The organism is Alkalicoccus halolimnae (genome assembly GCF_008014775.2).
In the GTDB taxonomy this organism is placed as follows: Bacteria; Bacillota; Bacilli; order Bacillales; family Salisediminibacteriaceae; genus Alkalicoccus; species Alkalicoccus halolimnae.
Map to the genome: position 1 here is coordinate 2,597,160 of NZ_CP144914.1, position 25,154 is coordinate 2,622,313.

The window sequence follows — 25,154 nt, forward strand, 5'->3', positions numbered from 1 at the left end:
TGTTCCTTGTATTTTCTCCTCCGCTTACCGGCGGAAGCCTGCCGTGGAGAGCAGTCTCTACTTTGCTTTCTTATTCAATCTGCTCTCCTTCTTCCACAGGCGTCCGCCGGTTTCCGCTTCGTTTTAATTCTCCCTTACAGAAAGCCTGCTGGTTGAATCAAGAAGATACCAAGGTAGAAGCCAGTGCCAGGGCAAGACGCCTGCGGAAAAAGAAAGCGGGAAGATCCTCCCGTACGACTGCACGGAGAACGGGATTAGCTGAAACGGGCCCGCCCGGAAACCGGCCCCACGGAAACGCAGGCTGCCATTTGCCGAATCAGGTAATTAAATGAAATCCATTCAAACCATATATGAGTAACTATTTTAAAAAAGGCTGTCCCATCGACATTGTCGACGGGACAGCCCCTCCTTTTGTTTTTTACTGTGCACTAAGCTTATTCCACATCGTGCTTAAATTTAACAGTTTCTCCGTTTTCGTATTCAACATCCATATCGAAGTCCCTGACGTCATCTTGTTCCACATCAAGCGCTGCGAGTACTTCCTGCTTCATCTCATCAATGGAGCGGTCCATCGTAATATCGATATTTCCAAGAAGGGCTTCAATTTCCTCTACAGCTTCCTGGCCTTCTATTTCTATTTCTTCCCCATTTTCCTTTTCAATTTCTCCTTCACGGTCTGACCTTTCGTACTCGTACTGCCATTCTTCTCCGGAGAAGAAGTCAATATCCATATCCAGTTCTTCTGCGGCTCCTTTTTCTTCCCCGTTTCCGGATTCATGATCAAATTCAATTGTTTCCCCATCCGTATACTCTATTTCCAGATTCACGTCTTCCACATCTTCCGCTGCAATATCCAGCGCAGCCAACACTTCATCTCTCATTTCTGCAAGAGGACGGTCCGTTGTAATATTAATTTGTTCGAGTAGAACTTCTATTTCTTCGCGTGCCTCGGCACCTGTTACTTTTTCCTGCCCGTCGCGTTCAACTTCCATATCGGAATCGTCATCAAGCTCATATTCGAATTCCCATTCTTCATCATTGTGAAATTCCACTTGCAGGTCAAATTCATGCACGTTTTCCACACTGCCACTCTGAGTTTCCGTTTCACCTGAATTATTACCGCCTGTATTTTCTTCCGTACTGTCAGCTGTTTCTTCCGTGCTGTTTGAATTTCCTGCTTCCGTTTCTTCCATTTCTTCTGCATCACCAGGACTGTTCTCTTCGGCCTGGACGTCTGCTTCGTCAGCAGTGCTTGTCTCTTCCGGCTCTACCTCCTGTGTGCTGCATGCTGCTAGTAACGCAGCGACTGATATTCCAGCAATAACTTTTTTCATTTTTATCATCCTTTCGAGTATGTTTTTTCTTATATTTTCACTATACTTAGTAGAGATGAGTATTACATTAATGTCAGATTAGAATTTGATGAGAATGTATGACTGTCTTTCTGTGGGAATTCTGCAGAAAAAATCGATATGGAGTGTGATTGTTTTGGGAGAAGTTCCCTTATACCTGCTGATTATTTTTGTTGCTCTGCTTTTTCTATCCGCCTTTTTTTCTTCCTCGGAAACAGCGCTCTCCAGCGCCAACCGCATTCGTCTGCAGGCGATGAAAGACGATGGGATCAAAGGAGCAGACAAAGCCCTTACTGTTATAGCTGCTTTCGATAAAACGCTTTCAACCATTCTTATCGGAAACAACCTGGTGAACATTGCCGCAGCCACCATCTCCGCTCAGATCTCAACATCCATCTTCGGACCGAATCTGGGCGTGTTTATAAGCACTTTCGTCGTTACTCTGCTCGTATTAATTTTCGGAGAAATCCTCCCGAAATCTCTTGCGAAAGAATATGCAGAATCTTTTTCTATTAAAATTGCCGGAATAATTCAGCTGATGACGTACGTCGTTCTTCCGCTGAACTGGCTTTTTGCGCACCTGAAAAACGCCGTACACAAAATGATCGGCGGAAAACCGGCAGCGTATTCGGTTACAGAAGAAGAATTGAAAATGATGGTGAATATCAGTGAAGAAGAAGGTGTCATTGAGGAGCAGGAAAAACAGCTTGTTCAGCGTTCCTTTGATTTTAACGAAATTACCGTAGAGGAAGTTCTGCGTCCGAGAACGGACATGACAGTGATTGATATTGAAGATAACAAAGAGCTTATTAAAGAACTGTTTATAGAAAAACGATTTTCACGGATTCCTGTTTACGAAGGATCGATTGATAATATTATAGGTATTCTCCACGAACGCGATTTCTTTACTGCCTATATTAACGGGGAGGTTAATATAACGAGCCTGCTCCGCAAACCAATTATTGTTGTGGAATCAATGAAAGTGCACAAACTGCTGCCTAAACTGCAGCGGGAAAAATCCCATATTGCCATCGTGATTGATGAGTACGGCGGCACTTCCGGGCTTATCACGCTCGAAGATATTCTCGAAGAACTCGTTGGTGAAATTTATGATGAACACGATGATGCGCAGTCTCTCGTGCAGCAGAAGGGGGACAATGTTTATCTTATCGACGGGGAGTATTCACTGGATGAAGTAATGAAGCTCTGCGGACTTCCTTCTCCAGAGACGTCCTATCATTCTATCGGCGGCTGGCTTTCTGAACAGTTTGAGAGAATCCCCCGGGAAGGAGAAACTCTCGACTATGAGGGCATTACCTTTAAAGCGGTCGAAGCAGACCATCGGAGAATTTTATACGTTGAGGCTGTAATTACGGAGAAAGAAGAAGAGCATGTAAATAAATAACGTCAAAAAGAAGCTGCACGGATAAATCCTCCGTACAGCTTCTTTTTGTATACAGACATTTCTGTATTTTTGACGTTTTCTTTCCACTCCTTCCGGAAAATATCCGATTTCTGAGAGAAAGTACGAGCCCTGCGCTCTCAGGGAATCGAAAACGCCCTTTTATCGCTTCTATACTTTATTTTCAAGGATCCTATTCGTAAAACACGTCAAACGTCTCCCACAGACTTTCCAGTTCCTCCAGCCGTTTGGTGATTTTTTCGTGTTCGGATCTCGTCAATGCTGTTATTAAAGCACTCGCCACACTCATTGGTGCAGAGAACGAGTCGATAAAAGAATTGATTTCGGTTGCCGTGATCAAATGTTTATTGCCGTACGGATAAAGTGGACTTAGCAGATGATCCGTCATGACAATCGTATTGGCTCCCCGCGATTTTACGTATTTCATGACTTCGACCGTCCTTTTTGTGTAGCGGGCAAAGCCGAGGCCGAGGACGACATCATTTTCTGTAATATCAAGCAGGTGCTCCGACACGCCGTCCGCTTCCTCCAGCAGTTCTGTATTCTGGAGAACAAGGTCCAGATAGAATGCCAGATAGGACCCGATACTTGCTGCGCTGCGATAGGCTACGATGTAAATACGATCTGCCTTTACGAGCGTTTCCACAATCTCTTCAAAGTCCTCCGGCGGTATCTGCTCCAGCGTCGTCTGCAGATTTTGGATATCATCGGTAAGAACTTCGGTAAGTACCTCATCAGAACGTTCTGTTCCTTCGGTTGTTCTTCTGAGCACTTCTGCAGATGTTAATTTCCGCTGCAGCGCTTCCTGAAGGTGGCGCTGCAGGTCGGGGTAGCCTTTGTAACCGAGTACGGTTGCAAAACGAATTACGGTGGCTCCACCGACATTCACGTTCTGTGCGAGACGGGAGGCCGTTAAAAAGGGAGCTGACTCCCGATGGGCGATTAAGTACTTGGCAATTTTTTTATGGGACTTGCTCAGCGACTCCTGTTCCTGGCTGATTTTTGCGAACACATCCTGATCGCTCATAGCACCACTCCTCTCTCCTGCCGTCTATTTTACTTGAAAAAGCAAGAAAACAAAAATGGAGACCTTTTTTCAATTCCATGGAAACGAAGATGGACGATCATCGCTTATATACTTTATTTTCAAGGCAGTTTTTCATGAGAAAGCGCTTCAAAAATGAAAGATATTATTCATTTCCTTTTCCTTAATTAAGAATCTTATCCATTTTTGACCATCTTTGACGATTGTGGTTAAATAAGAGGAACTAAAGGAAAGGGGATTGATCACATGGCACAGCCGAAATACATTATGAACATTGAAAAGGTGCCGCACCTTTCAGACGAAGAGAAAGCGAAACTGAAGCAGATTACGGAGAAGTTTGTTTTCCGGGTAAATGAATATTACCTCGGTTTAATTGACTGGGGCGATCCGAATGATCCGATCCGCAACCTCGTCATTCCTAATGAAGGGGAACTCGAAGAATACGGCCGCTGGGATTCCTCAGATGAAGATACAAACTATGTGGTGCCGGGCTGTCAGCATAAATACGACCAGACAGCACTGCTGATCGTATCCGAAGTCTGCGGTGCCTACTGCCGCTACTGCTTCAGAAAGCGTCTCTTCCGCAACGACATCAAAGAAGCGATGTCCGACGTTTCCCCGGGTATTGAATATATCCGTGAACACCCGGAGATTACGAATGTTCTTTTGACCGGCGGTGACTCCCTGATTCTTGCAACGAGAAAGCTGAGAAAAATTATTGAGCAGCTGCGGGACATTCCTCACGTGAAAATCATCCGTCTCGGCTCCAAAATGCCGGTATTTAACCCGATGCGTATTTACGAAGATGAGTCGCTGCACGAACTGATCCGTGAGTTTTCCACTCCGGAACAGCGTATTTATGTGATGGCGCATATCAATCATCCACGGGAAATTACTCCAGAAGCAAAGAGGGGCTTCGAATTCCTGCATGACGCAGGAGCGATTGTCGTCAATCAGACGCCGGTACTGCGGGGTATAAATGATGATCCGGAAGTACTCGCCGAACTTCTTGATAAGCTTTCGTGGGCTGGAGTAACGCCGTACTACTTCTTCATTAACCGTCCGGTAGCCGGCAACAACGATTTCGTACTTTCCCTTAAAGAAGCGTATGATGCGGTCGAACAAGCGAAAGCAAAAACGTCCGGTTTAGGTAAGCGCGTCCGCCTTTCCATGAGTCATACGTCAGGAAAAATTGAAATTCTCGCTATTGAAGACGGCAAAGCCTACTTGAAATATCATCAGTCCCGCGACAACAACTACGGTAAGTTTATGATTCTGGACTGTCCGGATGATGCTGCCTGGTTCGACGACCTGCCCGGCAATGAGCGGTATTGGGAAGCCCCAAAAAAGAAGTGGGATGATTTCGTCGGTGCCAATGATAAAATTGCTGAAAAGCAGGCAGCCGAAACGACAAACTAATAAATTTCCTATAAAAGCGCCATGACGAATAATTTTCGTCATGGCGCTTTTTTTATCAGTTCTGAAATTTTTATTTCTACGCAGGGTCAGCTGTCGTCTTCTTCCGAAAGAGCAGTGGCGAAACGTTCGGCATCGTCGAGCATCACTTCCCGTTTTTCGTCACTGATCTGCTGGACATCTCCAAAATGAAGGACGCCGTAAAGCTTTAGTCCGCAGAAAGCAAGCAGATGGTCATCGATCCCATTTACGACATTTTTGTAGAGCCCCTGCTTATGGAAAACGTCCGGCGGAGCACCGGTCGTAAAGACGAGCGAAGCTTTTTTACCTTTCAACAGCGGAACCGGTTCCTCCCCTTCCAGCTCGTAGGCAACACCGTACGAGAAGACGCGGTCGATAAATCCTTTTCCTGCCGCCGGGAAAGAGCCCCACCAGAGCGGAAACATAAAAACAATATGATCCGCCTGCTTAAGATCTTCGTGTGCCTCAGCGAGATCAGAAGCGTAGGTTCCCTGAACAGAAGCGTTATACTCTTCTATTGTAAGGTTCGGATTGAAGTTTTCTATTCCGGGGGAATGAGTCGTGACGGTTCCTTTCAGTCCTTTTGTAAATGCTTCGTATACAGAGCCGTTAAAGCTGTCTTGAGACGGATGCATGTAAATAATCATCGTATTCAATGGAAAATCTCCTCTCAAAACCAGGTTACGAGATACTGTTATTCAGGAATAACAGCCGGTTTTCCGAAGTAATAGCCTTGAGCGTAATCGACAAGCGGTTTGACAGCTTCATACTCAAGTTGGCTTTCGATTCCTTCAGCCAGAAGCATCGTCGACATTTTGCCGGTTACTGCCCGGATTGCTTTGATCTTTTCAATCTTTTCCGGATAAATATGAATATCTTTGACGAGCTCCCGGTCGATCTTGGCGTAGTCAGGTTTCAGCTCCTGCAGCACTTCCAATGTGGCATATCCGCTGCCTACATCATCGAGAGCTGTTTTCATGCCTGCCTGCTGGTACTCAGAAAAGATAAACTTTAAATGATCCAGATCGGTTATTTTTTCTGTTTCCACCACTTCAAACACTAAGTCATACGGATTCACATCGTAGTCGCGTGCTGCCTGAAACGTGCTCTGCAGACAGTGTTTTGGATTGTAGATGGAAGATGGCAGAAAGTTTATGAACCGCTTCGTACCAGGCTCCAGCTTGTGCGCACTTGTACGGATTGCGTTAATTCTTGCCTGACTGTCCAGTTTGGACTGCAGACCCGACCGCTGGGAAAAAGCAAACAGTTCTCCCGGATTAAACGGGTACAGTTTGCTGTTAGGCCTGAGCAGAAATTCATAGCCGTATGTCTTGGAAGACTTTGCGTCAATAATCGGCTGAACGAAAGAGCGGAACAGCTTTTCCTGGATGATTTTAACAAGCTTAGGCTGCTCCACCTGTTCTCTTAATTCATCAAGAGTAAATTCATTGCCCTCGATTTTTTCCTGTCCTTCGTTCGTAATCAGTTTTCCGCGGAGCTTCGAACGGTCGCTCTCCCGGAGGTAATCCTCTACGCGGATCATGAGTATTTTCAGCTCTTCCCAAGAATGGTAAGGGAGGTACAGCAGCGTATTCCGATCGTTTCTATCTGCCTTCTCGTGCTGAAATTGTTCGTACAGCTCCGCGATAACCATTGAATTATCGCTTGAAAAAACAATTTGTCCGGTTTCCGACAGAGGAGTTTCCCCCTGACATATTTGACATGAACGCATTTATCCACCTGCTTTCAGCTTACTTACGTGTTTTTTAATCCATACCCTTGTTCACAGGGGAGAAAACCTGATTATGGGCGGGAAAAAGGTCGACTATTAGTCCCGCTTCCATCTGTAGGACAGCGTCCGGACACTTTCTGCTTTTTCTTCTGTAATTGCTTTCAGCATATCTTCTGTGATTTTCTTCTGCAGGTCTTCTCTCCCAGGCTGTCCGAATGTTCTGCCGAGCGGAAATTTAATGTGCAGAGCCCGCGGCGCATGGACGAGGGAAGTTAAGTCCGGATAGTGTGTCAGGGAAACGGTGGCTATGCCGGCTTTTTCAATTTCTTTCTGTATCAATCCGACCGATTGATGGCAGATATATCAGCCGGGAGAAAGAAGGACGACGTCCGCATGTTCTTCCTTCAGCCGTTTAATGATAAGCGGTACACTTTCGTTCATCAGTTTATCCACGCGGGGAATATAGCCCATCATTCCAAAGAAAGTCGGCGTAAGACTGCCAATCGTCCCCTCTTTTTCAAGCTCCTGCAGCGCTTTAACCGGGAGAACCGTATTGACATCCTCCTCTGCTGCTTTCGTATCATAGTGGGTGTGGGAGACTGTTAAATCGTCATGAACGGAGGTCGACGGAATGTAGCGGACGCTCCAGTCTCCAGCCTCCACGTCAAACGGCGCTTCTTCTTTCAAATGTATACCTGCCGTCGTTAAAAAAGCAACGCGCCATTCGTTCATCGGTTTTTTCGGCTGCTGCAGCGGATCGACCACTTCGCTGCCATGCTTTTTTATGGATCGTTTGGCTATCTTCTGAAATATAAGATCTTTTATTTTTGATATCAACGATGGTCATCCTCCCTGTGGGTACAGAATGTACAATATAATTATTTCCGGAGTTATTTTTTTGAACAACTCCGTTTTCATTTCCCACTTCGGAGAAAATCTGCCGGGCTTGATTATCTGTTTCCCTTCTCCTCTTATAATATAACCTCTATTCGCTTTTTTTGTTACTATTGAATTAGGATTTTCTTAGTGCAGGAAGGGAATCCCTCTTTTCTCAAAGCTGTATTAAAGTCTGGTGTTGAAACAGGTAGAAAACTCCGCTTCAGCTCTGCCGTAGAGGGTACTTCCTGGTGAACTGCGCTCTCCGGGATCTCCCAATCTTCTTCCACGGACATTTTTCCGCTTCGTTTTGATTTTCTAATACAGAAAGCCCGCTGCTTGAATCAAGAAGGTACAAAGGTAGAATCAAGTGTAAAGGCGATTTTTAAAGGCGCCTCCGGAAAAAGAAAGCGGGAAGATCCTGCCGGACGCAAGGGAAGCCACAGGTCCTCCAATAACAACATGAAGCTTTAACAGAGACACTCATGCAAAAGCCTTGCACCATGAGGGATGAAAATGGCCTTCTATAAGAATGGAACTTTCCCTTTTTACAGGTGAAATCACTGATGTTCAAGAAGGGATTTTCTTTATTAGATAGCAGATGCTTTTTTGTCTTTTTTACCGTAAGCTGTAGGGCACACGAGGCGATGGAGGACGAGCCCCACTCCGCCCGACGGAAGGGAGGAAGGAATTAGCTGAGGCCCGCCCGGAAAGCGTCCCCATGGAAACGAAAGCGCACGCTTATCGACTTTATTTTCAAGGCAGCCTTTTCAAAGTAAGGGAGCAGTAATATCCCGAAATTACTTTAGAGATTCCTTAAAAACTTGTACTATACAATTATCACGTGTCTGCAATCAAGTATAAGGGATGTTTCAATAACTGATTCAGCATGAAAACTACCTGCGGGGAAATAGGGTGAGCATATAATCGGCAGCCAGCTTTCTCCCATACCCGTATTTTACATTCTTCTCCTTTTTTTGTCCCAATATCTTCCGCCCCTTTGTTTTCCAAGTTATTTCTGCTATGATACATGTATTATCTGAATTATCGATAAATTAACCAAGGAGGCCTGCTTATGATATTAACGAAAGAAGAAGTCCAGGAAAACTTGTCAGATTCAGATGGATGGGAGCTCGAAGGTGAAAAGTGGATCAGTAAAAATTTCACGCTTTCCTCCTTTCCAAAAGCGATTCAATTCGTTCATTCACTGGCCGATATAGCGGAGGACAGGCAGCACCACCCGTATATAATTATTGATCATAAAAAGGTTACGGTGAAGCTGAGCACAAACGATGAAGGCGGGTTGACGCAGAAGGATTTCGAGTCTGCTCACGCCTATGACCGTACGTTCCAGAAGTATTCGTAAAAAGCCGGCAAACTCCGTTCAGTCTTAAAAAAAACTGTGTTAAAGTTTAGGTGTTGATACATGTAAAAAGCTCCACTTCTTATGGATGAAAATGGCCTTCTATAGGAATGGAACTTCCCCTCTATACCGGGGGAAGGAAAGAAGTTCAGAATGTCCTTCTTTATTAGAGACAGCTCCTGTTCTGTCTTTTTTACCGTAAGCTGGAGGGACATGGGGCGAATAAGGTCGATTCGAAGATCCATCCCGCACGACCGCAGGAAGGACGGGATTAGCTGAGGACGGCCCGCCCGGAGAGCGTCCCCATGGAAACGAAAGCACCCCTTTATCACTTATCAACTTTATTTTCAGGGTGCCTTAAAAATTTAAACTCAGGTTAGTTCTTGAATTATAAAGCGCCAGCCGGGTTGCAGCGAAGTTTACCTGTCACGACAAACGCTGGCAGAGCTGAATGTTAAGTGGAAAATACAACCTTCACCCGTTATGAATGAATTTCATGACGGGTTTTTTCTGCGTCTGTTTCCCCCCTGCTTTCCGCGTGATATGATGGAAAATAGAAATGTTTTTCAAGAAGATGGAGGGAATTCCTATGCACTGGTTATATTTGCTCACAGCTGTAGTTATGAGTGTGATTTCAATTTATCATTTATTTACGGACCGTTTCCGTCGGCTGAGCGGCAGCCCCTCCGTATATAAATCAACAGATACACGCCGCCTCCACACCGATTCCACCATGTATAAGCTTTCGCTCTATTCCTGCTATTTCGTGATTCTCCTTTCGATCTTCCTGTTCATCGAAGTTTTTAATAACTTCATGACTGCCACCCTCCTGTTTATTGTTGTGTTCCTGCTGGGGCTCAACGTCCTGCTGACTTTGGACAGGGTTTTTGAAATCCAGGGCGAGGCCGTTATCTTCGCAGGCTACCATGCCAAATGGTCAAAAATTAAATCGATCCAATGGGGAAAGAAAAAACGCAGAGGCAGGCAGCTGATTATGGAACTCAGTAAAGGGCAGAAAATCAAAACGACGATAGCGGATAAAGAACAGAATACAATCGAAGATATCCTTTCCGACTACGTTTATTTTGAAAAAAACGGCAAATAGCTTACAGAGAGCAGTGTGCGGAAAGTAAAAAAAAGCCTGGATGACCACGCATGGGTCATTCAGGCTTTTTACTGTATGCAGATGGTCATTAATTCCCTGTCTGCTGAAAAGTTTTAATGCGTTCACCGATTTCGTCGCGTACCCGCTGGAAAAAGGCCCATTTTTCTTCTTCAGAGCCTTCTGCTTTCGCTGGATCATCAAATCCCCAATGGTCACGCTCTTTATTCGGGGGGGTTGCCGGACATACGTCATTCGCATGACCGCAGAGAGTGACCACGAAGTCAGCCCGCTTCAGCAGGTCCTGGTCGATCGTATCGGACGTTTGATCAGAAATATCGATCCCTGCCTCTTCCATTGCCTTAACAGCTTTCGGGTTAACTCCGTGAGCTTCAATCCCGGCGGAATAAACGTCCCATTCCCCGCTTAAATAGTGTTTGCCCCAGCCTTCTGCCATCTGGCTGCGGCAGGAATTACCTGTACATAGAAAGTAAATGATTGGTTTTGTCATAAATAATCCTCCTGCTATATATAATCATTCACTTATATATTATCACACAATACTTTCTTCGGCATGTTAAGAATTTGTAAACTCAGCAGCAGTCGACGCGCCTGCCCTGCGCTTCGAGCTCCTCCAGCTTTTCGCGTGGGTCGGGCAGTTCAGAGATCAGCGCCTTGGCGAGCGGAAAATAGACCGAATCCTCGTCCAGGGAATAAAACACCCACTGCCCCTGCTTGCGTTCTTTTACCAGTCCTTTATCGCGCAGCTTACGCAGGTGCTGGCTCACGGAAGGCTGGCTCATTTGAAAAATATCGACGAATTCACATACACAGACGTCATCCACGGAAAGCAGGGAAACCATCATCAGTCTCGTTTTATCCCCGAGCAGCTTGAAAAGGACCGCTGCCTCTTCACAGCTCATTTTTTCTTTAATCACGATTTTCTTCCTCCTTTACGAGGGTTGCAATTAATTGGGTTACGGCACGCTTCTGCACTTCCAGATCCATGGAAGGAAGACTGCTCCCGGAAGCCATATCCGGCGTAACCGGGACGTGGATAAAGCCTGCTTTTACAGAAAGCTCTTGGTCATTAATAAAACGCAGCACCCGGTAAAGCGTCGAATTGCATATATACGTGCCTGCACTGTAGGAGACTTCAGCAGGGATTCCAGCTTCCTGAAGGTTTTCTGTCAGATTTCTGACTGGAATTGTCGCAAAAATGCCATCGGGTCCCCCGCTGTCTATGTACCGGTCAGCTGGTGCGTCTCCTGCATTGTCAGGCGTGTCTGGAGCATGCTCGATGTTGACCGCTGTCTGCTCGATGTTGATCGTCTGTCTTCCTGCAGCCACGCCGAAGTGGAGCACAACGTCCGGATTCCAGCTCTTTATTATATCCAGCGCTTTATGAGCACACGTCTGAAAAATGACTGGAAGACCTTCCGCTCGAACGTCAGCACCTGGAAATTTCTCCTGCTTCACCCATTCCGCGAGCTCCCAGGACGGGTTTTTATCCATTTTTCCAAATGGCTCGAAGCCAGTAAATAATATTTTCATACAACGACCTCCCTCTTCTTCTTATATTTTCGCTTCTTTTTCTTTTTTTTTCAAGTTTCCTTCCTCCCTTCTTTTCCTTTACGTGTACATAAGGAGTGAAAGGGGGTGAGAAAATGAACTTCTTAACACAATCACGCCTCGTATTGACGTTTAATGCAGGCTACGATGAAGACGGAAACACGATGTTCCAGTCGCGTTCTTTCCGTAACATTCAGCCGCAGGCAGCCGATGCCGATCTTTATAAAGCCGCAGCAGCGATTGCTTCCCTGCAGAGCCACCTGCTTTACAGCGTTGAACGCAACAATGTTTATGAACTGACAGAATAAGTAGAGGAGGAGAAAGGATATGAGTAAACGATTGGAACTTTTATTTACGACAGAACTTGGAACGAGCTCGACCATCGGTATAGATAATCCGAAGGAACCGGTGGACGCCCTGGCAGTATCAGAAGCGATGGATGACATTTTAGAATCTGGAGTTTTCCACGGTGCCAACGGCTTCCTGACCGGAAAGCGCGGAGCCCGCATCGTCGACCGCACTGTAGAAACGATCGACATCGATTAGTTATACCGAGGGAATGTTTCTGCCGTACGCGGAGGAACATTCCCTTTTTAGTACAAGAAGCAGGGGAAATTATTCTTCACAGAAAAAATTGTAAAAAGGAGGTCCCGATGGATATATGGATGCAGGCTCTCAGTGAATTTGGTTTTCCGATGACGATTACGTTTTACCTTCTTTACCGGATGGAGAAAAAACTCGATCTCATCAACGACTCAATTATTCAGCTGCAGATTCACCCCGAATCCTATCCGGCCGGCTCGACCGCTTCTGGTATGAAACCCGTTTCCGGATCCGGCGGAAAGTATTAACAACTGGATATAAAATCGACTATACGGAAGTTTCAGCGCACAGATTCTAAAAAATTTGCCTGTATATGTTGAACTTCATAATTAGTTTCCACATCTGTAAATAACCGCTTTCGTTTCCACAGGGGGAAGCCCGCCAATTGTCTGCTCCACTGCAGGCCGAAGCAACGTTTTTTTTATGTTTATCCATCCATAATTTAACATACCTGAAAATTAAAAAGCGGCATGACGGGATTTTCGTCATGCCGCTTTTTCTGTTTTATGATTTGATTGCAGGACGCTGATCATGAAATTTTTAATAAAAGGATGATTTAGCGTCTCTCCGCGCACTCCCTGTCTGCTCATCTCCTGTTATTCCAGCACTTCAATTCCATATTCGAGTGCCAGCCCGAAAAGCTTTTCCAGGTCAGTTTCCACGTCTTCCGATGGTAGTTTGTAATCACTTGCCGGGACGCTGCAGTCTATAAACAGCTGCTCCAATCCCGCCGGAACCAGCATAGTAATGATTTTGGCAGGTCCGGATTTTTCAATTTTATACATATGGGCAATATCACGCGGAGCAGAAACAAAGGTCCCGGGCTTGCCCAAAATCGTTTTTTCGCCAATGGTAAAAGTGGCTTCACCTTCCAGGACATAAAAATACTCGTCTTCATTACGATGAATGTGCAGCGGGGTGACAAAATCCGGTGGATCGATCTCTTCAAGTAAACTGAAAGCACCGCCCGTTTCTTCCCCCGTTACTTTTACTTCCATCAAAGAGCCTAAAAACCAATACTTCTTCCCTTCCCCGCTCGCCAGTGCAAATGCATGGTTCAGTTTCTCCAGCATTGTCCCTGCCTCCTGTCTCAGAATTTCGATACCGTATTGCTGAGAGAACTTCATCATCTTTTTGAAATCCGGCATGATGGTCTTTGACGGCGGGATGCTCTCCTTTTTCCAGGGCAGTATTTCAGGAAGGAATCCCGTGCGACATGCCTCCCTTCAGTTGAAGTTCCGCGGATGAAGGCTGCTGTTTGTATGTATGCGTTCTTGAACTTTCACCTTTAATTATACTCCCTCCTGTGAAAATATTCTATATATTCAGAAATCATCGTTTGCTTCTTTATCCTCTTCAAACAATACAGTAAAGACTTCTTAAGCTGATATTTCCAGCTCGCTCTAGATTTTATTTTCGCTTCTTCCCCTGTTCTTTCACTGCCTGATAAAAATTCGTATGAACGGGTGAGATAAAAAACACGAAAAACGTGGACAGTTTATCCCGTTTTTCGTGTGATAACTGCCTTTTATCGGCAGAAATTTTCTAATTAACATACTGAATCGATGAAACATACCAATCGGAGTTCCGCTGCTCAAAAGCTACTTCGACCACTCCGGAAAGGGTCAGTTCTTCCTCACCGGCTCTGTAAAAAGAGTATTCACTGACGGCCTTGTCCTCGTCCCAATCAAGTGACCGGCGGCTCGTGAAATGGTTCTGGTCCAGCTGCATTAAGTGAAATGACCGGCTGCTTTTGTCTTCGTGAATAACGAGAAGCTCCTCGTCCTCGACAATATCAATTCCATCTGCTGTCAATTCATCCAGCTGGGAATAATCCCGTTCATGCATCACCCGGAAAAATTCCAGAGCCATGCTGTGGAGCTCTTCGCGGCTTTCCATCTGTTCGTTAAATTCCTGGCGGCGGTCCAATGACTCCTGTTTGTACGTGAGAATATCATTTTTCAGTTCCAGATTTTCTTCCCTTAATTCCTTTTCAGCCTCTTCCAGCTCTTTCGTTCGCTCTCTTTCTGCTTCAAGCTGAGCACTGAGATTTTCATTTGTCTGCGCCATCGATGTTTCATTCTGGTCGGATTCCGGCTCTCCGCTGTTGTCGGAACAGGCTGATAAAGTTATCAGTCCCGCACAGGCAAACAGTGTATACACGCTCTTCATTGGCGCCACCCTCATTTCTCCCTGTTTCTGCTTCTCTTAATCATACAAAACTCCCAAACTTTTGACTAGTAAAAGTTAAAAAAATCTAAGTTGTTTTCCAGCCGGAAAAGCGTTTCTTTAACAATCATATGGAAAAGACTGCAGTCAAGAACCAGGAAACGCATTCACTATTTTCACATAAGACGCCGGACTTTAACACTGCTTAAAAAAAAGGGCAGCTTCTTCCCGGATCGTCCGGATGAAAAAGCTGCCCTTTCTGCTGCAGAATTTATTCTTTTTTATTGCTTCGCTTAATTAATTCTTCAAGTACCTGCAGCAGTTCTTCTTTCGACATTTCTTCGGAAGCCGGTTTTTCTTCTTTTCCGCCTTCGTATTCATCTGTTTCGTAAGGTTTTTCTTTTACTTCCTCAACATTCTCTTCTTCAAAAGAAGCATCCGGCTCCGAATCCACATCTTTATAGAACTCGGAAATTTCCGTACGTTTGGAAGACGGGCCGGCAAGCTGCCCGGCGTTTTTCTGCGGCTCTTCTTGTTCTGCATCAAGCAGGTAAGCCGGGACAAGACGGCCGTCAGTCGTCATGAATTTTTTGTTCAGATTCCTTGTTTCCTTATCAAACAGGCTGTAAACGACCGGGATAAGGATAAGCGTCAGGAAGGTCGCACTGATCATACCGCCGATTACGGTAATAGCAAGCGGCTGCTGAATCTCGGAACCTTCGCCGAAGCCGAGAGCGAGCGGCACAAGCGCAAGAATCGTCGTCGAAGCGGTCATCAGAATCGGGCGGGCCCGGTCTTTTACCCCTTCCACAATCGCATCGTAGCTGCTTAGACCGTACTCTTTCTGCCTGTTAATGTAATCAACGAGGACAATGGCATTGTTGACCACGATTCCGACGAGAACGATCAGACCGATAAAGCCGGTAACACTGATCGGTGTCTGTGTGATCGTCAGAGCGAGAGCCACACCGATGATGAACAGTGGAACAGTAAACATAACGACAAATGGATATTTCAGTGACTCAAACTGGGCAGCGAGCACAAAGTACACGAGCACAATAGCCAGTACGAGCGCAAACAGCAGATCCTGCACTGCATCTTCAAGCAGCTGTTGATCGCCAGTATAGGAGATGGTCGTTTCGTTCGGAAGCCCGTAATCATCGACTGTATCCTGGACCAGCTCGTTGATTTCACTGAGGTTGTTATCGGACGTAAACGTCAGGTCGAATTGGACGGATTCTTCCTGATCAATACGATTGATCGTTTCCGGTCCTTCTCCGCGCTCAATTTCCGCTACGTCAGCAAGATCGACAAAGCCGCCTTCCTGGTTGCGGATCTGCAGTTCTTCCAGCGCTTCGACCGTGTCGACAAATTCGTCGTCGTAACGGACGTTAACGGACAGAACATCATTTTGTTCTGTGACGATCTGAGTCGCAAGCACTCCACGGGTTTTGCTGTCTACTTCATCCGCAATTTGTGCCGGAGACAGTCCTTCGTCTCTCGCTGCGTCATCGTCAATCTGCAGCTGCAGTTCCGGAATCGTATCTTCGTACGTATTGGTTACTTCCGTAAATTCATTCATGTCTTCAAATTCTTCAAGCAGTTCTCCGGATACTTCTTCAAGCCGCTCCGGATTAGCGTCAGTAAGATCAAAGGTGAACGAGTTCGGATCCCCTCCGAAGGAAGCATCAATCGAGATACTTACTTCCGCATCAGGAGCTGAACTTTCAATATCACGCCGGATATCTTCCGAAAAGTCGATCGTGGATATATCCCGCTGATCAACAGGGACCATGGTCACGTAAACAACCGCCTGATTCCCCTGGCCGTCGCCTCCTGTCGGCCCCTGATCTCCGGTAGCACCGGTTACGGAGGTATAGCTCTGAATCTGCTGATAACCGTCCAGCTCATCCTCCACGGCCTGAATATCTTCAAATGTTTCTTCAAGCGGTGTTCCTGGTTCGTTTTCCAGTTCAATCTGCATAAAGCTTTCATCAGTCGCAGGCAGGAACTCTGTCCCAACGGTGGAAACACCGAATCCTCCGCCGATAAGCAGAATGAGCGTAGCAAGAAAGACGAGCAGGCGGTTTTTCAGCGACCAGCGTGCGGACTTATCAAACACGCGGATAAAGCGGCTCTTCTTTCGTTTCGCCTCTACTTCTTCCGTTGGTTCTTTCAGCCAGCGGCTCGCAAGCATCGGTACGACCGTCAGAGCGACTGCAAGAGAAGCAAGCAGACTGAAGGAGACAGTCAAGGCAAATTCCCTGAACAGGTTTCCGACGATACCACTGATAAACACAACCGGCAGAAAGACTGAAATCGTCGTCAGCGTACTTGCCGTAATCGCTGTCGCCACTTCTTTCGTTCCGTCTGCCGCAGCAAGACGCGGTGTTTTTTTCATCGAGAGATGCCGGTAAATGTTTTCAATAACAACAATCGAGTTATCGACGAGCATCCCGATACCGAGAGCCAGCCCCCCGAGTGTCATAATGTTAAGCGAGAAGTTCGTAAAGTAGAGAAGAACGAACGTAACGATAACGGAAAATGGTATCGCAATTCCTATGAGCAGCGGTGTTTTCACGCTGCGCAGGAAGAAAAACAGCACGATCATAGCGATAATTCCCCCGCCGATCAGGGCAAGTGAAACGCTGGAAACTGCGTCCTCAATATATTCTCCCTGATTAAAGAGAACATCTGCTTCCAGATCTTCATAGTTATTGGAAGCGAGCAGGTCATCCAGTTCATCCATAAAGTCAGCGGCTACGGTAGCTGTATTTGCTTCCGACTGCTGCTGGACGTTCATAAGAATAGCATCGTCCTGGTTCGTACGGGTAATCACGTCATTTGGTTCCGGTCCCCGTTCCACCGTTGCCACATCTGCTACAGTGACTGTTTCTGTATCCCCGTCTTCCTCTTCAGGAGGATTTTCTGTGAGTACGATATTTTCAATGTCTTCAAGGGTATTCATTTCAAACAGTACCCGGGTCGTAATTTCCTCTCCGCCGTCTTCCACGATACCACCCGGGGCAGTAACGTTATGGGATTGGAGGACCTGGGCTACATCCGACTGATCCAGACCGTTGTCTGTCATCTCTTCCTGGTCAAGTGTAATCTCGATCTCTTCCACTGCTTCCCCGTCAAGATCCACAGAGGCTACACCATCTACTCGGAGCAGGTCATTTTCCATATCAGCGACGAGGTCGTCGATATCGGTGGAATCATCACTTGCGGATAAGGAAAGCTGGATAATAGGAAACTGATCCGGGTCTATTTTTATAAACTGCGGATTTGCAGCTCCATCCGGAAGCTGGGTCTGATTCATGGATGTAATAATGTCGTTTTCCACATCATCGATGGAGGTCGTCCACGCAAATTCCAGCACCGTCAGCGACTGCCCTTCCATCGAAATACTGCTGACCGTATTTAATCCGGGAACGGTCGATAAACTCTGTTCGAGCGGTCTGGATACCTGGTCGGCCACCTCCTGAGGTCCCGCGTCATCGTAAGAGGTAACGACAGCTGCAATCGGCGCGTCTATTTCCGGAAGCAGTTTAAGCGGGATGTTCGTCAGGGAAACAAATCCCAAAACTAAAAATAAGGCCATGGTGACAAGTGTAAACACCGGTCTCCTGATCGAAAAATTGGTTATCTTCATGCTTCGTCTCCTTTCTTCTGGCTGTCCTGAATCAGTTTATGCAGTTTGGAGAACGCATCCCGCATCGCATCCAGATCTTCTTCCGGCAGCTTAACTAAGTATTTTTCCATTATGGTCAATCGTCTTTCTTCCATATGTTCCAGCATCTCCAGACCTTCTGCCTGCAGCTTCAGCACGGTACTGCGCCGGTTTTCTTCATCGACTGAGCGTTCCAGAAGGTGCAGCTGTTCCATTTTCGCTGCCATCTGGCTGACGGCACTGGCTGACACGTTCATATAATGAGCCAGTTCCTTTACGCGCGTCACCTTTTTCTTGCCGATCAGATACATCATCAGCTGCTGGTTCGATGAAAGCTCATTTTCGTAGCCGCTTCCAAATTCATACTGAAGCGTCAGGCTGATGTCGACCATATACTGCTCAATTTCGTCTATTATTTTTTGTTTTTCCATGACACACCCCATAAACTATTAAGTAATTTAACGATTAACTTTCTAAACTATAAATGGTGGGAAGTAAAAATGTCAAAAGATAAAACCTGAGTATATAAAACAAATAATCCAGGTTTCACAAGATTGTCAAATTGGATTATGCCCAGATATAAAATAAATTTAGATACGCTCGTATCCAAAAAGATAAGTTTGGAGAAGTTCGAAAATAAAGGCCTAATTAAAACGCTTCCGGCCGTCCTGACGAAACAGAACGCTGGAAGCGCTTTTAATAGTTTTGATAATGGATAGTTACATCCCCTTCCTTATTCTTAGAAATGCAGACAGTCCTCTATTTCTCATTTGCAGAAACTAAGGAGTATTTGTATTCTGTTTATTTGAAAGATTAGACATAGCCTTGACTGCGAAAAAGGCTACAAGACCAAATCCAACCTTATTAGTTAAATCCGCAACATTGTAAATCAGTTCCCGGACGAGCTGAACTTCAATACCCGATGATAACAATGTTACCGCGTAGCCTATCGGGTAAATGGCCCAGCCAACTAAAATGAAAAGCCGCATGTTGAGAAGGGCTTTTTTGATAGGGGCCGGCCTTTTTTGCGCTGCTTCTGTCACAGTAGTATACAAAAGGTAAATAATATAGATCCAGGCTACAGTTCCGATAACGAAGCTCCATAAGCCGAGCTGCGTAAAACCACCTGCTGTGTTGATAGACGTTTCTCCGATGTAACCGGATACGATCATAATCACATCAGCACTCAGCAGTTTTACTAGAAGAAGATTTCCAATTCTGCCCTTTAAACTTAACAGGAGCGGGAATTTCACTAGTAATAAAGGCGTAGTGATAAGCCAGTCAATATAACGAATTTCTGTTGGAAACGTCTCTATTTCAGAAACTAAACCGGATGTTCCAACCGCATCTTTCATGAAAAAATAGTGTACTGCTGCAACAAATGTTACAAGAGCAGCAACAGTAGCGGTTGAACGATATTCAGGATTTAGACTGCTGCGTTCAACGAGGAAGTACAAAGTACCGGCGGCCATCCCTACAAATCCTACCCAGAACATATACTGTGTTGCAAGTACTAAAAAGCTTACTTCTTCCATTTTATTTTCCTCCTGATATACATGCTTTCGTTTATAATGATGGGAGAATTAAACATCAGCTATTCAACTGACACTAATTTGAAATCATAAAAGAATAGGAATGAGCACAGTCATCGTTTCATAGTTAACAGTCAAAAGATCGACAAGAAAGATTTTATTTAAGACCATCGATCCCAAATAAATTTTGGAAACTCTTTTACATGAAATGAGAAACCTTCCTATTACTTTTACATTGTCATCACCTCCCTTACTAGTATTCGACCGCTTATGTATTGGAAGGGGGCTTCAATTTCTCTGCACTCAATTTCATCTTTGGCAGCCTGCTTGGACAGTTATCCTGCTCTTACTTTTTTATTTATATTCCATTTTACACCAGCATAATGAATTTTGAGGAAAGGCTCCTGACTTTTGTCCTTGTCAACATGAATTTGTCTTAATTATATTTAAAAGTCAGAATTTTTAAAAATTATTAAGCTTGTTTTTCTGTCCCTAGATGGACTTATCACCATAAGACCTATAAACATATGCTCTATTAAAGATTGTTGTTGATAGAGAAGAAAAATCCACTTCATTTCACCTGACACAAGTGTTCTAAAAACTATATGGAATGATTCCTGGGCTGCAAAGACAGCGAGAAAGGAATTAGTTGAGACCACCCCGCGTCCGATGTATTCAACTAAAAAAAGCCAACCTCGAAAGGCGGCCTTTTTATGGATAGGTCATCGTTGTTTCTATCGGCTTCTCTTCATGCATTAAGGCACGGTGATCGTTCGTATAAAGAGAGACTGTTATTTCCAACGCTTCCTCCTTCATCTGCCCGAGCTGATAACGTTCTCCGTAAAGCCGGCTTTCCTTTTCTCCATTCACATAAATATGGGCGTGCCCTTCGTGATAACCGGCATTCTTTTCCGAACTCCGAACGAAAGAAAAATGTTCCGTGTTTATCCTGATTTCGTGCGTTCCGTCTGCTTTTTCAACAATTTCCCCGTCCACGGCAGGCACATTCTCCTCTTCTGCAGGAATATCAATTTCCCCGTGGTCGTGGCTGTCCATCGTAAAATGGCTGTTCAGCGTATAAAAATAAAGAGTAACTCCCACTCCGGTAAACAGCACAATAAAACTTATGATCCGGTAAAGAGACATCTTATTTTTTCAGTCCTTTTCTAATCAGAAATCCTGCAATAAGAAGAACGGCCCCGCTTGCGAGAAAACCAAAATCGTAAAGGAGAGGTACTGCGGCATCGGGCCTGACCCGGTGAATCTGCAGAATATGGTGGTTAGTGATTCCTTCTACGAGATTAAAAATTCCCCCGCCGATCAGAAACTGGGCGGTCATGAGCCGAAATCCCCTTCCGAGCTGCTCTGGTCTTCCACCGAGCCAAAGAATTACCGCTCCTGCTATGAGCGTGATCGTAACGGCAAGATGAAACAGGCCGTCGCTGATAATCTGCATGGTCCGGCTCGTATCCATGATGACGCTGTGCCACTGGAGAAGCTGATGAAAAACAATGCCGTCCATCGCTCCCAGAAAGCCAAAGCCGAGCAGGAAACTGCCTATACTGATAAATTTCGCTTTTTGTGCGGGTGACATGATTTTACTCCTTTCTCAATCGTCTGTTTATTTGTTTCTTACCTCTTTTCCAGGTTTATTCAAACATTTAAATACTAAAGCCCCCGGAAAGAATCCGGAGGCCTGTTTTCATATTTACTACATAAGAGGACCATCTATATTTAAGTCCGTTTCTGTAACCAGCAGCCTTCGTTCCCTGTGAAACAAAGGCTCCGGAAAGTTGAGAAATTTTCAAATAATAAGATCAATCTCAATTAGAGTGATCAAAATTTAAAGAATAAAAACAGCCGCTGCGATCGCTAGAACCCCGACACCTGTCATCTGCAGGGAAGCTGAAGATGGGTTCTTCATGAAAGTCCTCCATAAATAAAAGTAGAGACCGACCATTAAGACCATAAAAATAATACCGTCTATAAATGGAGATATAAAGGCAGGATCAGTCGATTCGTTATAAATTCCGTAATTAATACTCATTGCTGCGATCCAGCCGATAAGAATCGAGAGCCCGACCCATAATAAAAGTTTCTGCATGACTGTTCCTCCTTTCTATTCGTTGGCTGCCTGTTCAAAAAAAGCTTCGTAAGTTTCTTTGCCGTACATGCCGCTGATCCGGTCTGCTTCCTCCCCGTTTTCAAAATAAATCACTGTCGGCGTTCCTTCAATCCCGTAATCATCCCATCCTTGATCAAATTCAAGGATATTGTACAGTTCCAGATCCACATTCATATCTTCAGCGAGCGGTACAATAACAGGGGTCGTTTCATTGCAGTACTGACACTGTCCGCTGTAGAAATAAACCATAGCTGAACCGTCTTCGTCGAGCCTGCTGTCGAGCTCTTCAGGCAGAATGATATTTTCGTAAAGCGGGTTATCGAGCTGATCGATCGTTTCCTGATGAAGCGAATCGAGCCCGAAAGGATTCCCCTGGGCAGCCTGTTCGTTTTGATACGACGTAACAAAAATAAGGGCGGCAAAAATAACGACCACCACTCCGCCGATCATAAGTAATTTTTTCATTCGTTTCTCCTCTTTTCTCCGCGAATGACCAGCACAAGCAGAATACTGATTATCGTAAATGCTGTCAGGGCAAGAAATGGAATCGTGATAAAGCCTGCAGCGTTAATATACTGAGCATTACACGGAACAACCCCGCAGACTTCTCCTGCTTCCTGCAAAGCCGGCACTTTCTGCAGCAGGTAATGATACAAAGAAAAACCGCCGCCGATAATTGCAAGCGGCAGAGCATAGTAAGCGTGAGCCGCCTCTTTTCGAATAACGGCAACCGCTAAAGTGATAACCAGCGGATACATAAATATGCGCTGTACCCAGCACAGTTCACAAGGTACATATCGCTGCACTTCTGAAAAATAAAGCGAACCGAGCACTGCCGTCAGCGCCACGGTCCAGGCGGAAGCGAGCAGCGTTTCTGTTTGGTTTTTCATGCTATCTCCCCTGTCTTCCTAAACTATAGCGAAGCAGATAACGTTTGTAAAGACCGGGCTCCTTACGTTTACTACTGAGACTTTCTCATTAGAAAAATCCGGGGACTTTCCGACTGCAAAGCTCATGTTTGAGGAAATTTTCCGCGGGGAAAAGGTGATTAAATACTCAAATAAAAGGGGGAAATAATTATGATAGAATGGGCAGAATTAAACAGCGGCGGCATCAAGAAGATCGGCTACGACTCGATGCAGAAACAGCTTCATGTCCGTCACGAAGATGATCATTATATTATTTATTACCAGGTAAGAGAGACAGAATATATCGGCATGCTTTCTTCTTCCAACATGAAAACTTTCTATGAAAAAAATATTAAAGGCAGGTTCCCCTCTTCAGAAGTAAACGCCTGACCTGCCGCGGGATACCTCTTTACTACGGTATCCCTTCTTATTATATAACCTGATGTTCTGTCTTCTTACATCCACCAATCCGAGGGAGGAACTCCAATGATCATAGGTATTCCGAGAGAAATAAAAAACAACGAAAACCGGGTGGCCCTTACGCCTGCCGGGGTTATTACGCTCGTACAGGAAGGTCATGAATTAATTGTAGAAAACGGTGCCGGTGTAGAAAGTGGTTTTGTGGACAGCGATTACAGGCAGGCGGGTGCCCGGATATACGAAAGTGCCTCCGATATCTGGAACACTGCTGAGATGATTATGAAAGTGAAAGAACCTCTCGAAGAAGAATATCTTTATTTCCGCGAAGGATTAATACTCTTTACCTATCTCCATCTTGCTGCGGTGCCGAAACTGGCAGAAGCCCTCACAAAAAGCGGTGTTACCGCGATTGCCTATGAAACGGTGGAAGTCGATCATACACTGCCGCTGCTGACACCGATGAGCGAAGTCGCCGGGCGCATGGCTTCCCAGATCGGAGCCCAGTTTTTAGAAAAATCAAAAGGCGGGAGCGGCGTCCTGCTTTCCGGAATTCCGGGCGTAAAACGTGGAAAAGTAACGATTATCGGCGGCGGGGTAGTCGGCACGAATGCAGCTAAAATAGCTATGGGGCTCGGTGCTGACGTGACGATTATCGATCTCAGCCCGGAGCGGCTGCGCCAGCTTGATGATTTATTCGGTGCCGAAATCAATACGCTCATGAGCAATCCGCTGAACATCGCCCAGGCAGTTAAGGAATCCGACCTGCTCATCGGCGCTGTCCTCATCACTGGTGCGAAAGCTCCCCGGCTTGTGACAGAAGAAATGGTCAAAACGATGCACCCTGGCTCGGTGATCGTCGATGTCGCCATCGATCAGGGCGGTATCGTGGAAACGATCGACCATATTACGACCCATGATGAGCCGACCTATACGAAGCACGGAGTCGTCCACTACGCTGTAGCCAATATGCCGGGAGCCGTGCCGCGTACGTCCACCCTCGGACTTACAAACGTCACCGTTCCCTACGCTTCCCTCATTGCCGGGAAAGGCTTGAAAGAAGCGCTGAAACTCTCTCCTGCCCTGCTGAAGGGAGTCAATACCGCAGCCGGCTCCATCACGTACGAAGCCGTGGCAGACGACCTCAGCTATGAATACGTACCTCCGGAAAAAGCACTGAAACTTTAGTCAGAGATTTATGCGGAGTCAGGGAGGAGACAAAAATAACGGCATAAAATTACTTATAAAAGCAAAAAAACTCCGGATCAGGCCGACTGCCTTTCCGGAGTTTTTTATTCAGCCTGTTACACCAAATCCAAATACAAGTACAAGAACAAGTGCAATCACAAACTGAATCCAAAATGATTTCTTCGTTGAACCAGTCAGCGTTCCTTTGCCTGAGCGCGTGGCAATCAGCTCCATCGTATAAATGAGCCAGAATGCGAGCAGGCCTTTAACCGCTGTCGCCCAGTAGAAGTTCATAATAACCATGCCTATTCCGGTGACGAGCAGCAGAATATAAAACAATCGCAGAATCATGTGCATGATCTTTGCCGGTTTTGCTTTGCCTTGACGGTAGAATACCGCAATCAGCACGAACAAAATGACACCGAGCAGCCAGAACAGCGAATGTGAATGAAGAAAAATTTGATAAATCCCCATGCTGTGTCCCTCCTTCCCTTTCCAAAACTGAATTCCGTCCTTAAGTATATAGAAAACGCGGCGGGCACGCAAAAGAAATCCGAATTTTCGTCATGCTGCGCTGAAAGTTTTAAAAAAGAGGCTGTTTTTACGTTTACGAGGAGGGGAAGTAAGCAGGTTCTCT

At 45.6% G+C, this 25,154-nt stretch carries 29 protein-coding genes; 9 read left to right on the top strand and 20 right to left on the bottom strand.

Annotation, left to right across the window (positions count from 1 at the left end):
• Positions 1 to 434: 434 nt before the first annotated feature.
• A complete protein-coding gene (locus FTX54_RS11985) occupies positions 435 to 1,334 on the bottom strand; it encodes a YusW family protein (RefSeq protein ID WP_187254515.1) in 900 nt (299 codons plus the stop codon).
• 154 nt (positions 1,335 to 1,488) lie between these two features.
• Between FTX54_RS11985 and FTX54_RS11990 the strand changes: the two genes are divergently transcribed.
• Entirely contained in the window at positions 1,489 to 2,757 is a 1,269-nt protein-coding gene (locus tag FTX54_RS11990) for a hemolysin family protein (RefSeq protein WP_147803557.1), read from the top strand.
• A gap of 190 nt (positions 2,758 to 2,947) precedes the next feature.
• Here the strand turns inward: FTX54_RS11990 and FTX54_RS11995 are convergent, their stop codons facing one another.
• On the bottom strand, positions 2,948 to 3,802 hold the full coding sequence (locus FTX54_RS11995) for a MurR/RpiR family transcriptional regulator (protein WP_147803556.1): 855 nt from the start codon (positions 3,800 to 3,802) through the stop codon (positions 2,948 to 2,950).
• 264 nt (positions 3,803 to 4,066) lie between these two features.
• Here FTX54_RS11995 and FTX54_RS12000 point away from each other — a divergent pair, with 264 nt between their 5' ends.
• Entirely contained in the window at positions 4,067 to 5,239 is a 1,173-nt protein-coding gene (locus tag FTX54_RS12000; RefSeq protein ID WP_147803555.1) for a KamA family radical SAM protein, read from the top strand.
• 86 nt (positions 5,240 to 5,325) lie between these two features.
• Here FTX54_RS12000 and FTX54_RS12005 read toward each other — a convergent pair whose 3' ends face one another.
• The 4 genes from FTX54_RS12005 to FTX54_RS12020 form a co-directional block, all read right to left on the bottom strand.
• A complete protein-coding gene (locus FTX54_RS12005) occupies positions 5,326 to 5,904 on the bottom strand; it encodes an NAD(P)H-dependent oxidoreductase (protein ID WP_246125609.1) in 579 nt (192 codons plus the stop codon).
• 47 nt (positions 5,905 to 5,951) lie between these two features.
• Entirely contained in the window at positions 5,952 to 6,989 is a 1,038-nt protein-coding gene (locus tag FTX54_RS12010; RefSeq protein ID WP_147803553.1) for an EAL domain-containing protein, read from the bottom strand.
• Between the two features lie 96 nt (positions 6,990 to 7,085).
• A complete protein-coding gene (locus FTX54_RS12015; RefSeq protein WP_147803552.1) occupies positions 7,086 to 7,328 on the bottom strand; it encodes a hypothetical protein in 243 nt (80 codons plus the stop codon).
• A 24-nt stretch (positions 7,329 to 7,352) separates the two neighbouring features.
• Positions 7,353 to 7,826, bottom strand: coding sequence for a glycine/sarcosine/betaine reductase selenoprotein B family protein (locus FTX54_RS12020; RefSeq protein ID WP_147803551.1), 474 nt, complete (start codon positions 7,824 to 7,826; stop codon positions 7,353 to 7,355).
• Positions 7,827 to 8,940: 1,114 nt separating this feature from the next.
• Here FTX54_RS12020 and FTX54_RS12025 point away from each other — a divergent pair.
• Together FTX54_RS12025 and FTX54_RS12030 are read left to right on the top strand one after the other, a co-directional pair.
• Positions 8,941 to 9,231 carry a 4a-hydroxytetrahydrobiopterin dehydratase gene (locus tag FTX54_RS12025; RefSeq protein WP_147803550.1) on the top strand — a complete coding sequence of 97 codons (291 nt, stop codon included), beginning with the start codon at positions 8,941 to 8,943 and terminating at the stop codon, positions 9,229 to 9,231.
• A gap of 586 nt (positions 9,232 to 9,817) precedes the next feature.
• Complete coding sequence (locus FTX54_RS12030) at positions 9,818 to 10,333, top strand: hypothetical protein (protein ID WP_147803549.1); 516 nt, start codon at positions 9,818 to 9,820, stop codon at positions 10,331 to 10,333.
• Positions 10,334 to 10,421: 88 nt separating this feature from the next.
• Here FTX54_RS12030 and arsC read toward each other — a convergent pair whose 3' ends face one another.
• The 3 genes from arsC to FTX54_RS12045 form a co-directional block, all read right to left on the bottom strand.
• The gene (arsC, locus tag FTX54_RS12035; RefSeq protein WP_147803548.1) at positions 10,422 to 10,841 is read right to left on the bottom strand and encodes an arsenate reductase (thioredoxin); all 420 of its coding nucleotides are present in this window, start codon (positions 10,839 to 10,841) and stop codon (positions 10,422 to 10,424) included.
• A gap of 82 nt (positions 10,842 to 10,923) precedes the next feature.
• Positions 10,924 to 11,271, bottom strand: coding sequence for an ArsR/SmtB family transcription factor (locus FTX54_RS12040; protein ID WP_422387436.1), 348 nt, complete (start codon positions 11,269 to 11,271; stop codon positions 10,924 to 10,926).
• Positions 11,261 to 11,884, bottom strand: coding sequence for a peptidase C15 (locus FTX54_RS12045; RefSeq protein ID WP_147803547.1), 624 nt, complete (start codon positions 11,882 to 11,884; stop codon positions 11,261 to 11,263). Before FTX54_RS12045 ends, FTX54_RS12040 begins: the two co-directional genes overlap by 11 nt.
• Positions 11,885 to 11,997: 113 nt before the next feature.
• On the opposite strand from FTX54_RS12045, the gene FTX54_RS12050 reads away from it, so the two are divergent.
• The 3 genes from FTX54_RS12050 (at position 11,998) to FTX54_RS12060 (ending at position 12,753) form a co-directional block, all read left to right on the top strand.
• Entirely contained in the window at positions 11,998 to 12,210 is a 213-nt protein-coding gene (locus FTX54_RS12050) for a DUF1659 domain-containing protein (RefSeq protein WP_147803546.1), read from the top strand.
• Positions 12,211 to 12,229: 19 nt separating this feature from the next.
• On the top strand, positions 12,230 to 12,448 hold the full coding sequence (locus FTX54_RS12055; RefSeq protein WP_147803545.1) for a DUF2922 domain-containing protein: 219 nt from the start codon (positions 12,230 to 12,232) through the stop codon (positions 12,446 to 12,448).
• 107 nt (positions 12,449 to 12,555) lie between these two features.
• The gene (locus FTX54_RS12060) at positions 12,556 to 12,753 is read left to right on the top strand and encodes a YvrJ family protein (RefSeq protein WP_147803544.1); all 198 of its coding nucleotides are present in this window, start codon (positions 12,556 to 12,558) and stop codon (positions 12,751 to 12,753) included.
• Positions 12,754 to 13,101: 348 nt separating this feature from the next.
• Here the strand turns inward: FTX54_RS12060 and FTX54_RS12065 are convergent, their stop codons facing one another.
• The 10 genes from FTX54_RS12065 to FTX54_RS12110 form a co-directional block, all read right to left on the bottom strand.
• Positions 13,102 to 13,578, bottom strand: a complete 477-nt coding sequence (locus FTX54_RS12065; protein WP_187254514.1) for a quercetin 2,3-dioxygenase — start codon at positions 13,576 to 13,578, stop codon at positions 13,102 to 13,104.
• Positions 13,579 to 14,050: 472 nt separating this feature from the next.
• A complete protein-coding gene (locus FTX54_RS12070; protein WP_338484741.1) occupies positions 14,051 to 14,677 on the bottom strand; it encodes a hypothetical protein in 627 nt (208 codons plus the stop codon).
• A gap of 268 nt (positions 14,678 to 14,945) precedes the next feature.
• Positions 14,946 to 18,329, bottom strand: a complete 3,384-nt coding sequence (locus FTX54_RS12075; protein WP_147803541.1) for an efflux RND transporter permease subunit — start codon at positions 18,327 to 18,329, stop codon at positions 14,946 to 14,948.
• Positions 18,326 to 18,778, bottom strand: coding sequence for a MarR family winged helix-turn-helix transcriptional regulator (locus FTX54_RS12080; protein ID WP_187254513.1), 453 nt, complete (start codon positions 18,776 to 18,778; stop codon positions 18,326 to 18,328). The genes FTX54_RS12075 and FTX54_RS12080 overlap by 4 nt, the downstream gene beginning before the upstream one ends.
• A 348-nt stretch (positions 18,779 to 19,126) precedes the next feature.
• The gene (locus tag FTX54_RS12085; RefSeq protein WP_147803539.1) at positions 19,127 to 19,882 is read right to left on the bottom strand and encodes a bacteriorhodopsin; all 756 of its coding nucleotides are present in this window, start codon (positions 19,880 to 19,882) and stop codon (positions 19,127 to 19,129) included.
• Positions 19,883 to 20,590: 708 nt separating this feature from the next.
• Positions 20,591 to 21,025, bottom strand: coding sequence for a hypothetical protein (locus FTX54_RS12090; protein WP_147803538.1), 435 nt, complete (start codon positions 21,023 to 21,025; stop codon positions 20,591 to 20,593).
• A gap of 1 nt (position 21,026) precedes the next feature.
• On the bottom strand, positions 21,027 to 21,473 hold the full coding sequence (locus tag FTX54_RS12095; RefSeq protein WP_147803537.1) for a DUF2243 domain-containing protein: 447 nt from the start codon (positions 21,471 to 21,473) through the stop codon (positions 21,027 to 21,029).
• Positions 21,474 to 21,722: 249 nt separating this feature from the next.
• The gene (locus tag FTX54_RS12100; protein WP_147803536.1) at positions 21,723 to 21,983 is read right to left on the bottom strand and encodes a hypothetical protein; all 261 of its coding nucleotides are present in this window, start codon (positions 21,981 to 21,983) and stop codon (positions 21,723 to 21,725) included.
• 15 nt (positions 21,984 to 21,998) lie between these two features.
• A complete protein-coding gene (locus tag FTX54_RS12105) occupies positions 21,999 to 22,469 on the bottom strand; it encodes a thioredoxin family protein (RefSeq protein WP_147803535.1) in 471 nt (156 codons plus the stop codon).
• Positions 22,466 to 22,894 (bottom strand): disulfide oxidoreductase, encoded by a 429-nt coding sequence (locus tag FTX54_RS12110; protein ID WP_147803534.1) that lies wholly within the window; start codon positions 22,892 to 22,894, stop codon positions 22,466 to 22,468. The genes FTX54_RS12105 and FTX54_RS12110 overlap by 4 nt, the downstream gene beginning before the upstream one ends.
• Before the next feature lie 189 nt (positions 22,895 to 23,083).
• Here FTX54_RS12110 and FTX54_RS12115 point away from each other — a divergent pair, with 189 nt between their 5' ends.
• Both FTX54_RS12115 and ald read left to right on the top strand, forming a co-directional pair.
• Positions 23,084 to 23,302, top strand: coding sequence for a KTSC domain-containing protein (locus FTX54_RS12115; protein WP_147803533.1), 219 nt, complete (start codon positions 23,084 to 23,086; stop codon positions 23,300 to 23,302).
• A gap of 96 nt (positions 23,303 to 23,398) precedes the next feature.
• Positions 23,399 to 24,517 (top strand): alanine dehydrogenase, encoded by a 1,119-nt coding sequence (gene ald, locus FTX54_RS12120; RefSeq protein WP_147803532.1) that lies wholly within the window; start codon positions 23,399 to 23,401, stop codon positions 24,515 to 24,517.
• A 108-nt stretch (positions 24,518 to 24,625) separates the two neighbouring features.
• On the opposite strand, the gene FTX54_RS12125 is transcribed toward ald, so the two are convergent.
• Positions 24,626 to 24,991 carry a DUF1516 family protein gene (locus FTX54_RS12125; protein WP_147803531.1) on the bottom strand — a complete coding sequence of 122 codons (366 nt, stop codon included), beginning with the start codon at positions 24,989 to 24,991 and terminating at the stop codon, positions 24,626 to 24,628.
• Positions 24,992 to 25,154 lie beyond the last annotated feature (163 nt).

What these genes read in the sequence shown, in the direction of transcription:
- FTX54_RS12080 (WP_187254513.1), bottom strand. Translation starts at nt 18,778, where the DNA reads ATGGAAAAACAAAAAATAATAGACGAAATTGAGCAGTATATGGTCGAC.
- FTX54_RS11985 (WP_187254515.1), bottom strand. Translation starts at nt 1,334, where the DNA reads ATGAAAAAAGTTATTGCTGGAATATCAGTCGCTGCGTTACTAGCAGCA.
- FTX54_RS12100 (WP_147803536.1), bottom strand. Translation starts at nt 21,983, where the DNA reads ATGCAGAAACTTTTATTATGGGTCGGGCTCTCGATTCTTATCGGCTGG.
- FTX54_RS12010 (WP_147803553.1), bottom strand. Translation starts at nt 6,989, where the DNA reads ATGCGTTCATGTCAAATATGTCAGGGGGAAACTCCTCTGTCGGAAACC.
- arsC (WP_147803548.1), bottom strand. Translation starts at nt 10,841, where the DNA reads ATGACAAAACCAATCATTTACTTTCTATGTACAGGTAATTCCTGCCGC.
- FTX54_RS12065 (WP_187254514.1), bottom strand. Translation starts at nt 13,578, where the DNA reads ATGCTGGAGAAACTGAACCATGCATTTGCACTGGCGAGCGGGGAAGGG.
- FTX54_RS12055 (WP_147803545.1), top strand. Translation starts at nt 12,230, where the DNA reads ATGAGTAAACGATTGGAACTTTTATTTACGACAGAACTTGGAACGAGC.
- FTX54_RS12105 (WP_147803535.1), bottom strand. Translation starts at nt 22,469, where the DNA reads ATGAAAAAATTACTTATGATCGGCGGAGTGGTGGTCGTTATTTTTGCC.
- FTX54_RS12030 (WP_147803549.1), top strand. Translation starts at nt 9,818, where the DNA reads ATGCACTGGTTATATTTGCTCACAGCTGTAGTTATGAGTGTGATTTCA.
- FTX54_RS12090 (WP_147803538.1), bottom strand. Translation starts at nt 21,025, where the DNA reads ATGTCTCTTTACCGGATCATAAGTTTTATTGTGCTGTTTACCGGAGTG.
- FTX54_RS12075 (WP_147803541.1), bottom strand. Translation starts at nt 18,329, where the DNA reads ATGAAGATAACCAATTTTTCGATCAGGAGACCGGTGTTTACACTTGTC.
- FTX54_RS12125 (WP_147803531.1), bottom strand. Translation starts at nt 24,991, where the DNA reads ATGGGGATTTATCAAATTTTTCTTCATTCACATTCGCTGTTCTGGCTG.
- FTX54_RS12115 (WP_147803533.1), top strand. Translation starts at nt 23,084, where the DNA reads ATGATAGAATGGGCAGAATTAAACAGCGGCGGCATCAAGAAGATCGGC.
- FTX54_RS12050 (WP_147803546.1), top strand. Translation starts at nt 11,998, where the DNA reads ATGAACTTCTTAACACAATCACGCCTCGTATTGACGTTTAATGCAGGC.
- FTX54_RS11995 (WP_147803556.1), bottom strand. Translation starts at nt 3,802, where the DNA reads ATGAGCGATCAGGATGTGTTCGCAAAAATCAGCCAGGAACAGGAGTCG.
- FTX54_RS12005 (WP_246125609.1), bottom strand. Translation starts at nt 5,904, where the DNA reads ATGATTATTTACATGCATCCGTCTCAAGACAGCTTTAACGGCTCTGTA.
- FTX54_RS12025 (WP_147803550.1), top strand. Translation starts at nt 8,941, where the DNA reads ATGATATTAACGAAAGAAGAAGTCCAGGAAAACTTGTCAGATTCAGAT.
- FTX54_RS12095 (WP_147803537.1), bottom strand. Translation starts at nt 21,473, where the DNA reads ATGTCACCCGCACAAAAAGCGAAATTTATCAGTATAGGCAGTTTCCTG.
- ald (WP_147803532.1), top strand. Translation starts at nt 23,399, where the DNA reads ATGATCATAGGTATTCCGAGAGAAATAAAAAACAACGAAAACCGGGTG.
- FTX54_RS12060 (WP_147803544.1), top strand. Translation starts at nt 12,556, where the DNA reads ATGGATATATGGATGCAGGCTCTCAGTGAATTTGGTTTTCCGATGACG.
- FTX54_RS12070 (WP_338484741.1), bottom strand. Translation starts at nt 14,677, where the DNA reads ATGAAGAGCGTGTATACACTGTTTGCCTGTGCGGGACTGATAACTTTA.
- FTX54_RS12110 (WP_147803534.1), bottom strand. Translation starts at nt 22,894, where the DNA reads ATGAAAAACCAAACAGAAACGCTGCTCGCTTCCGCCTGGACCGTGGCG.
- FTX54_RS12000 (WP_147803555.1), top strand. Translation starts at nt 4,067, where the DNA reads ATGGCACAGCCGAAATACATTATGAACATTGAAAAGGTGCCGCACCTT.
- FTX54_RS12085 (WP_147803539.1), bottom strand. Translation starts at nt 19,882, where the DNA reads ATGGAAGAAGTAAGCTTTTTAGTACTTGCAACACAGTATATGTTCTGG.
- FTX54_RS12045 (WP_147803547.1), bottom strand. Translation starts at nt 11,884, where the DNA reads ATGAAAATATTATTTACTGGCTTCGAGCCATTTGGAAAAATGGATAAA.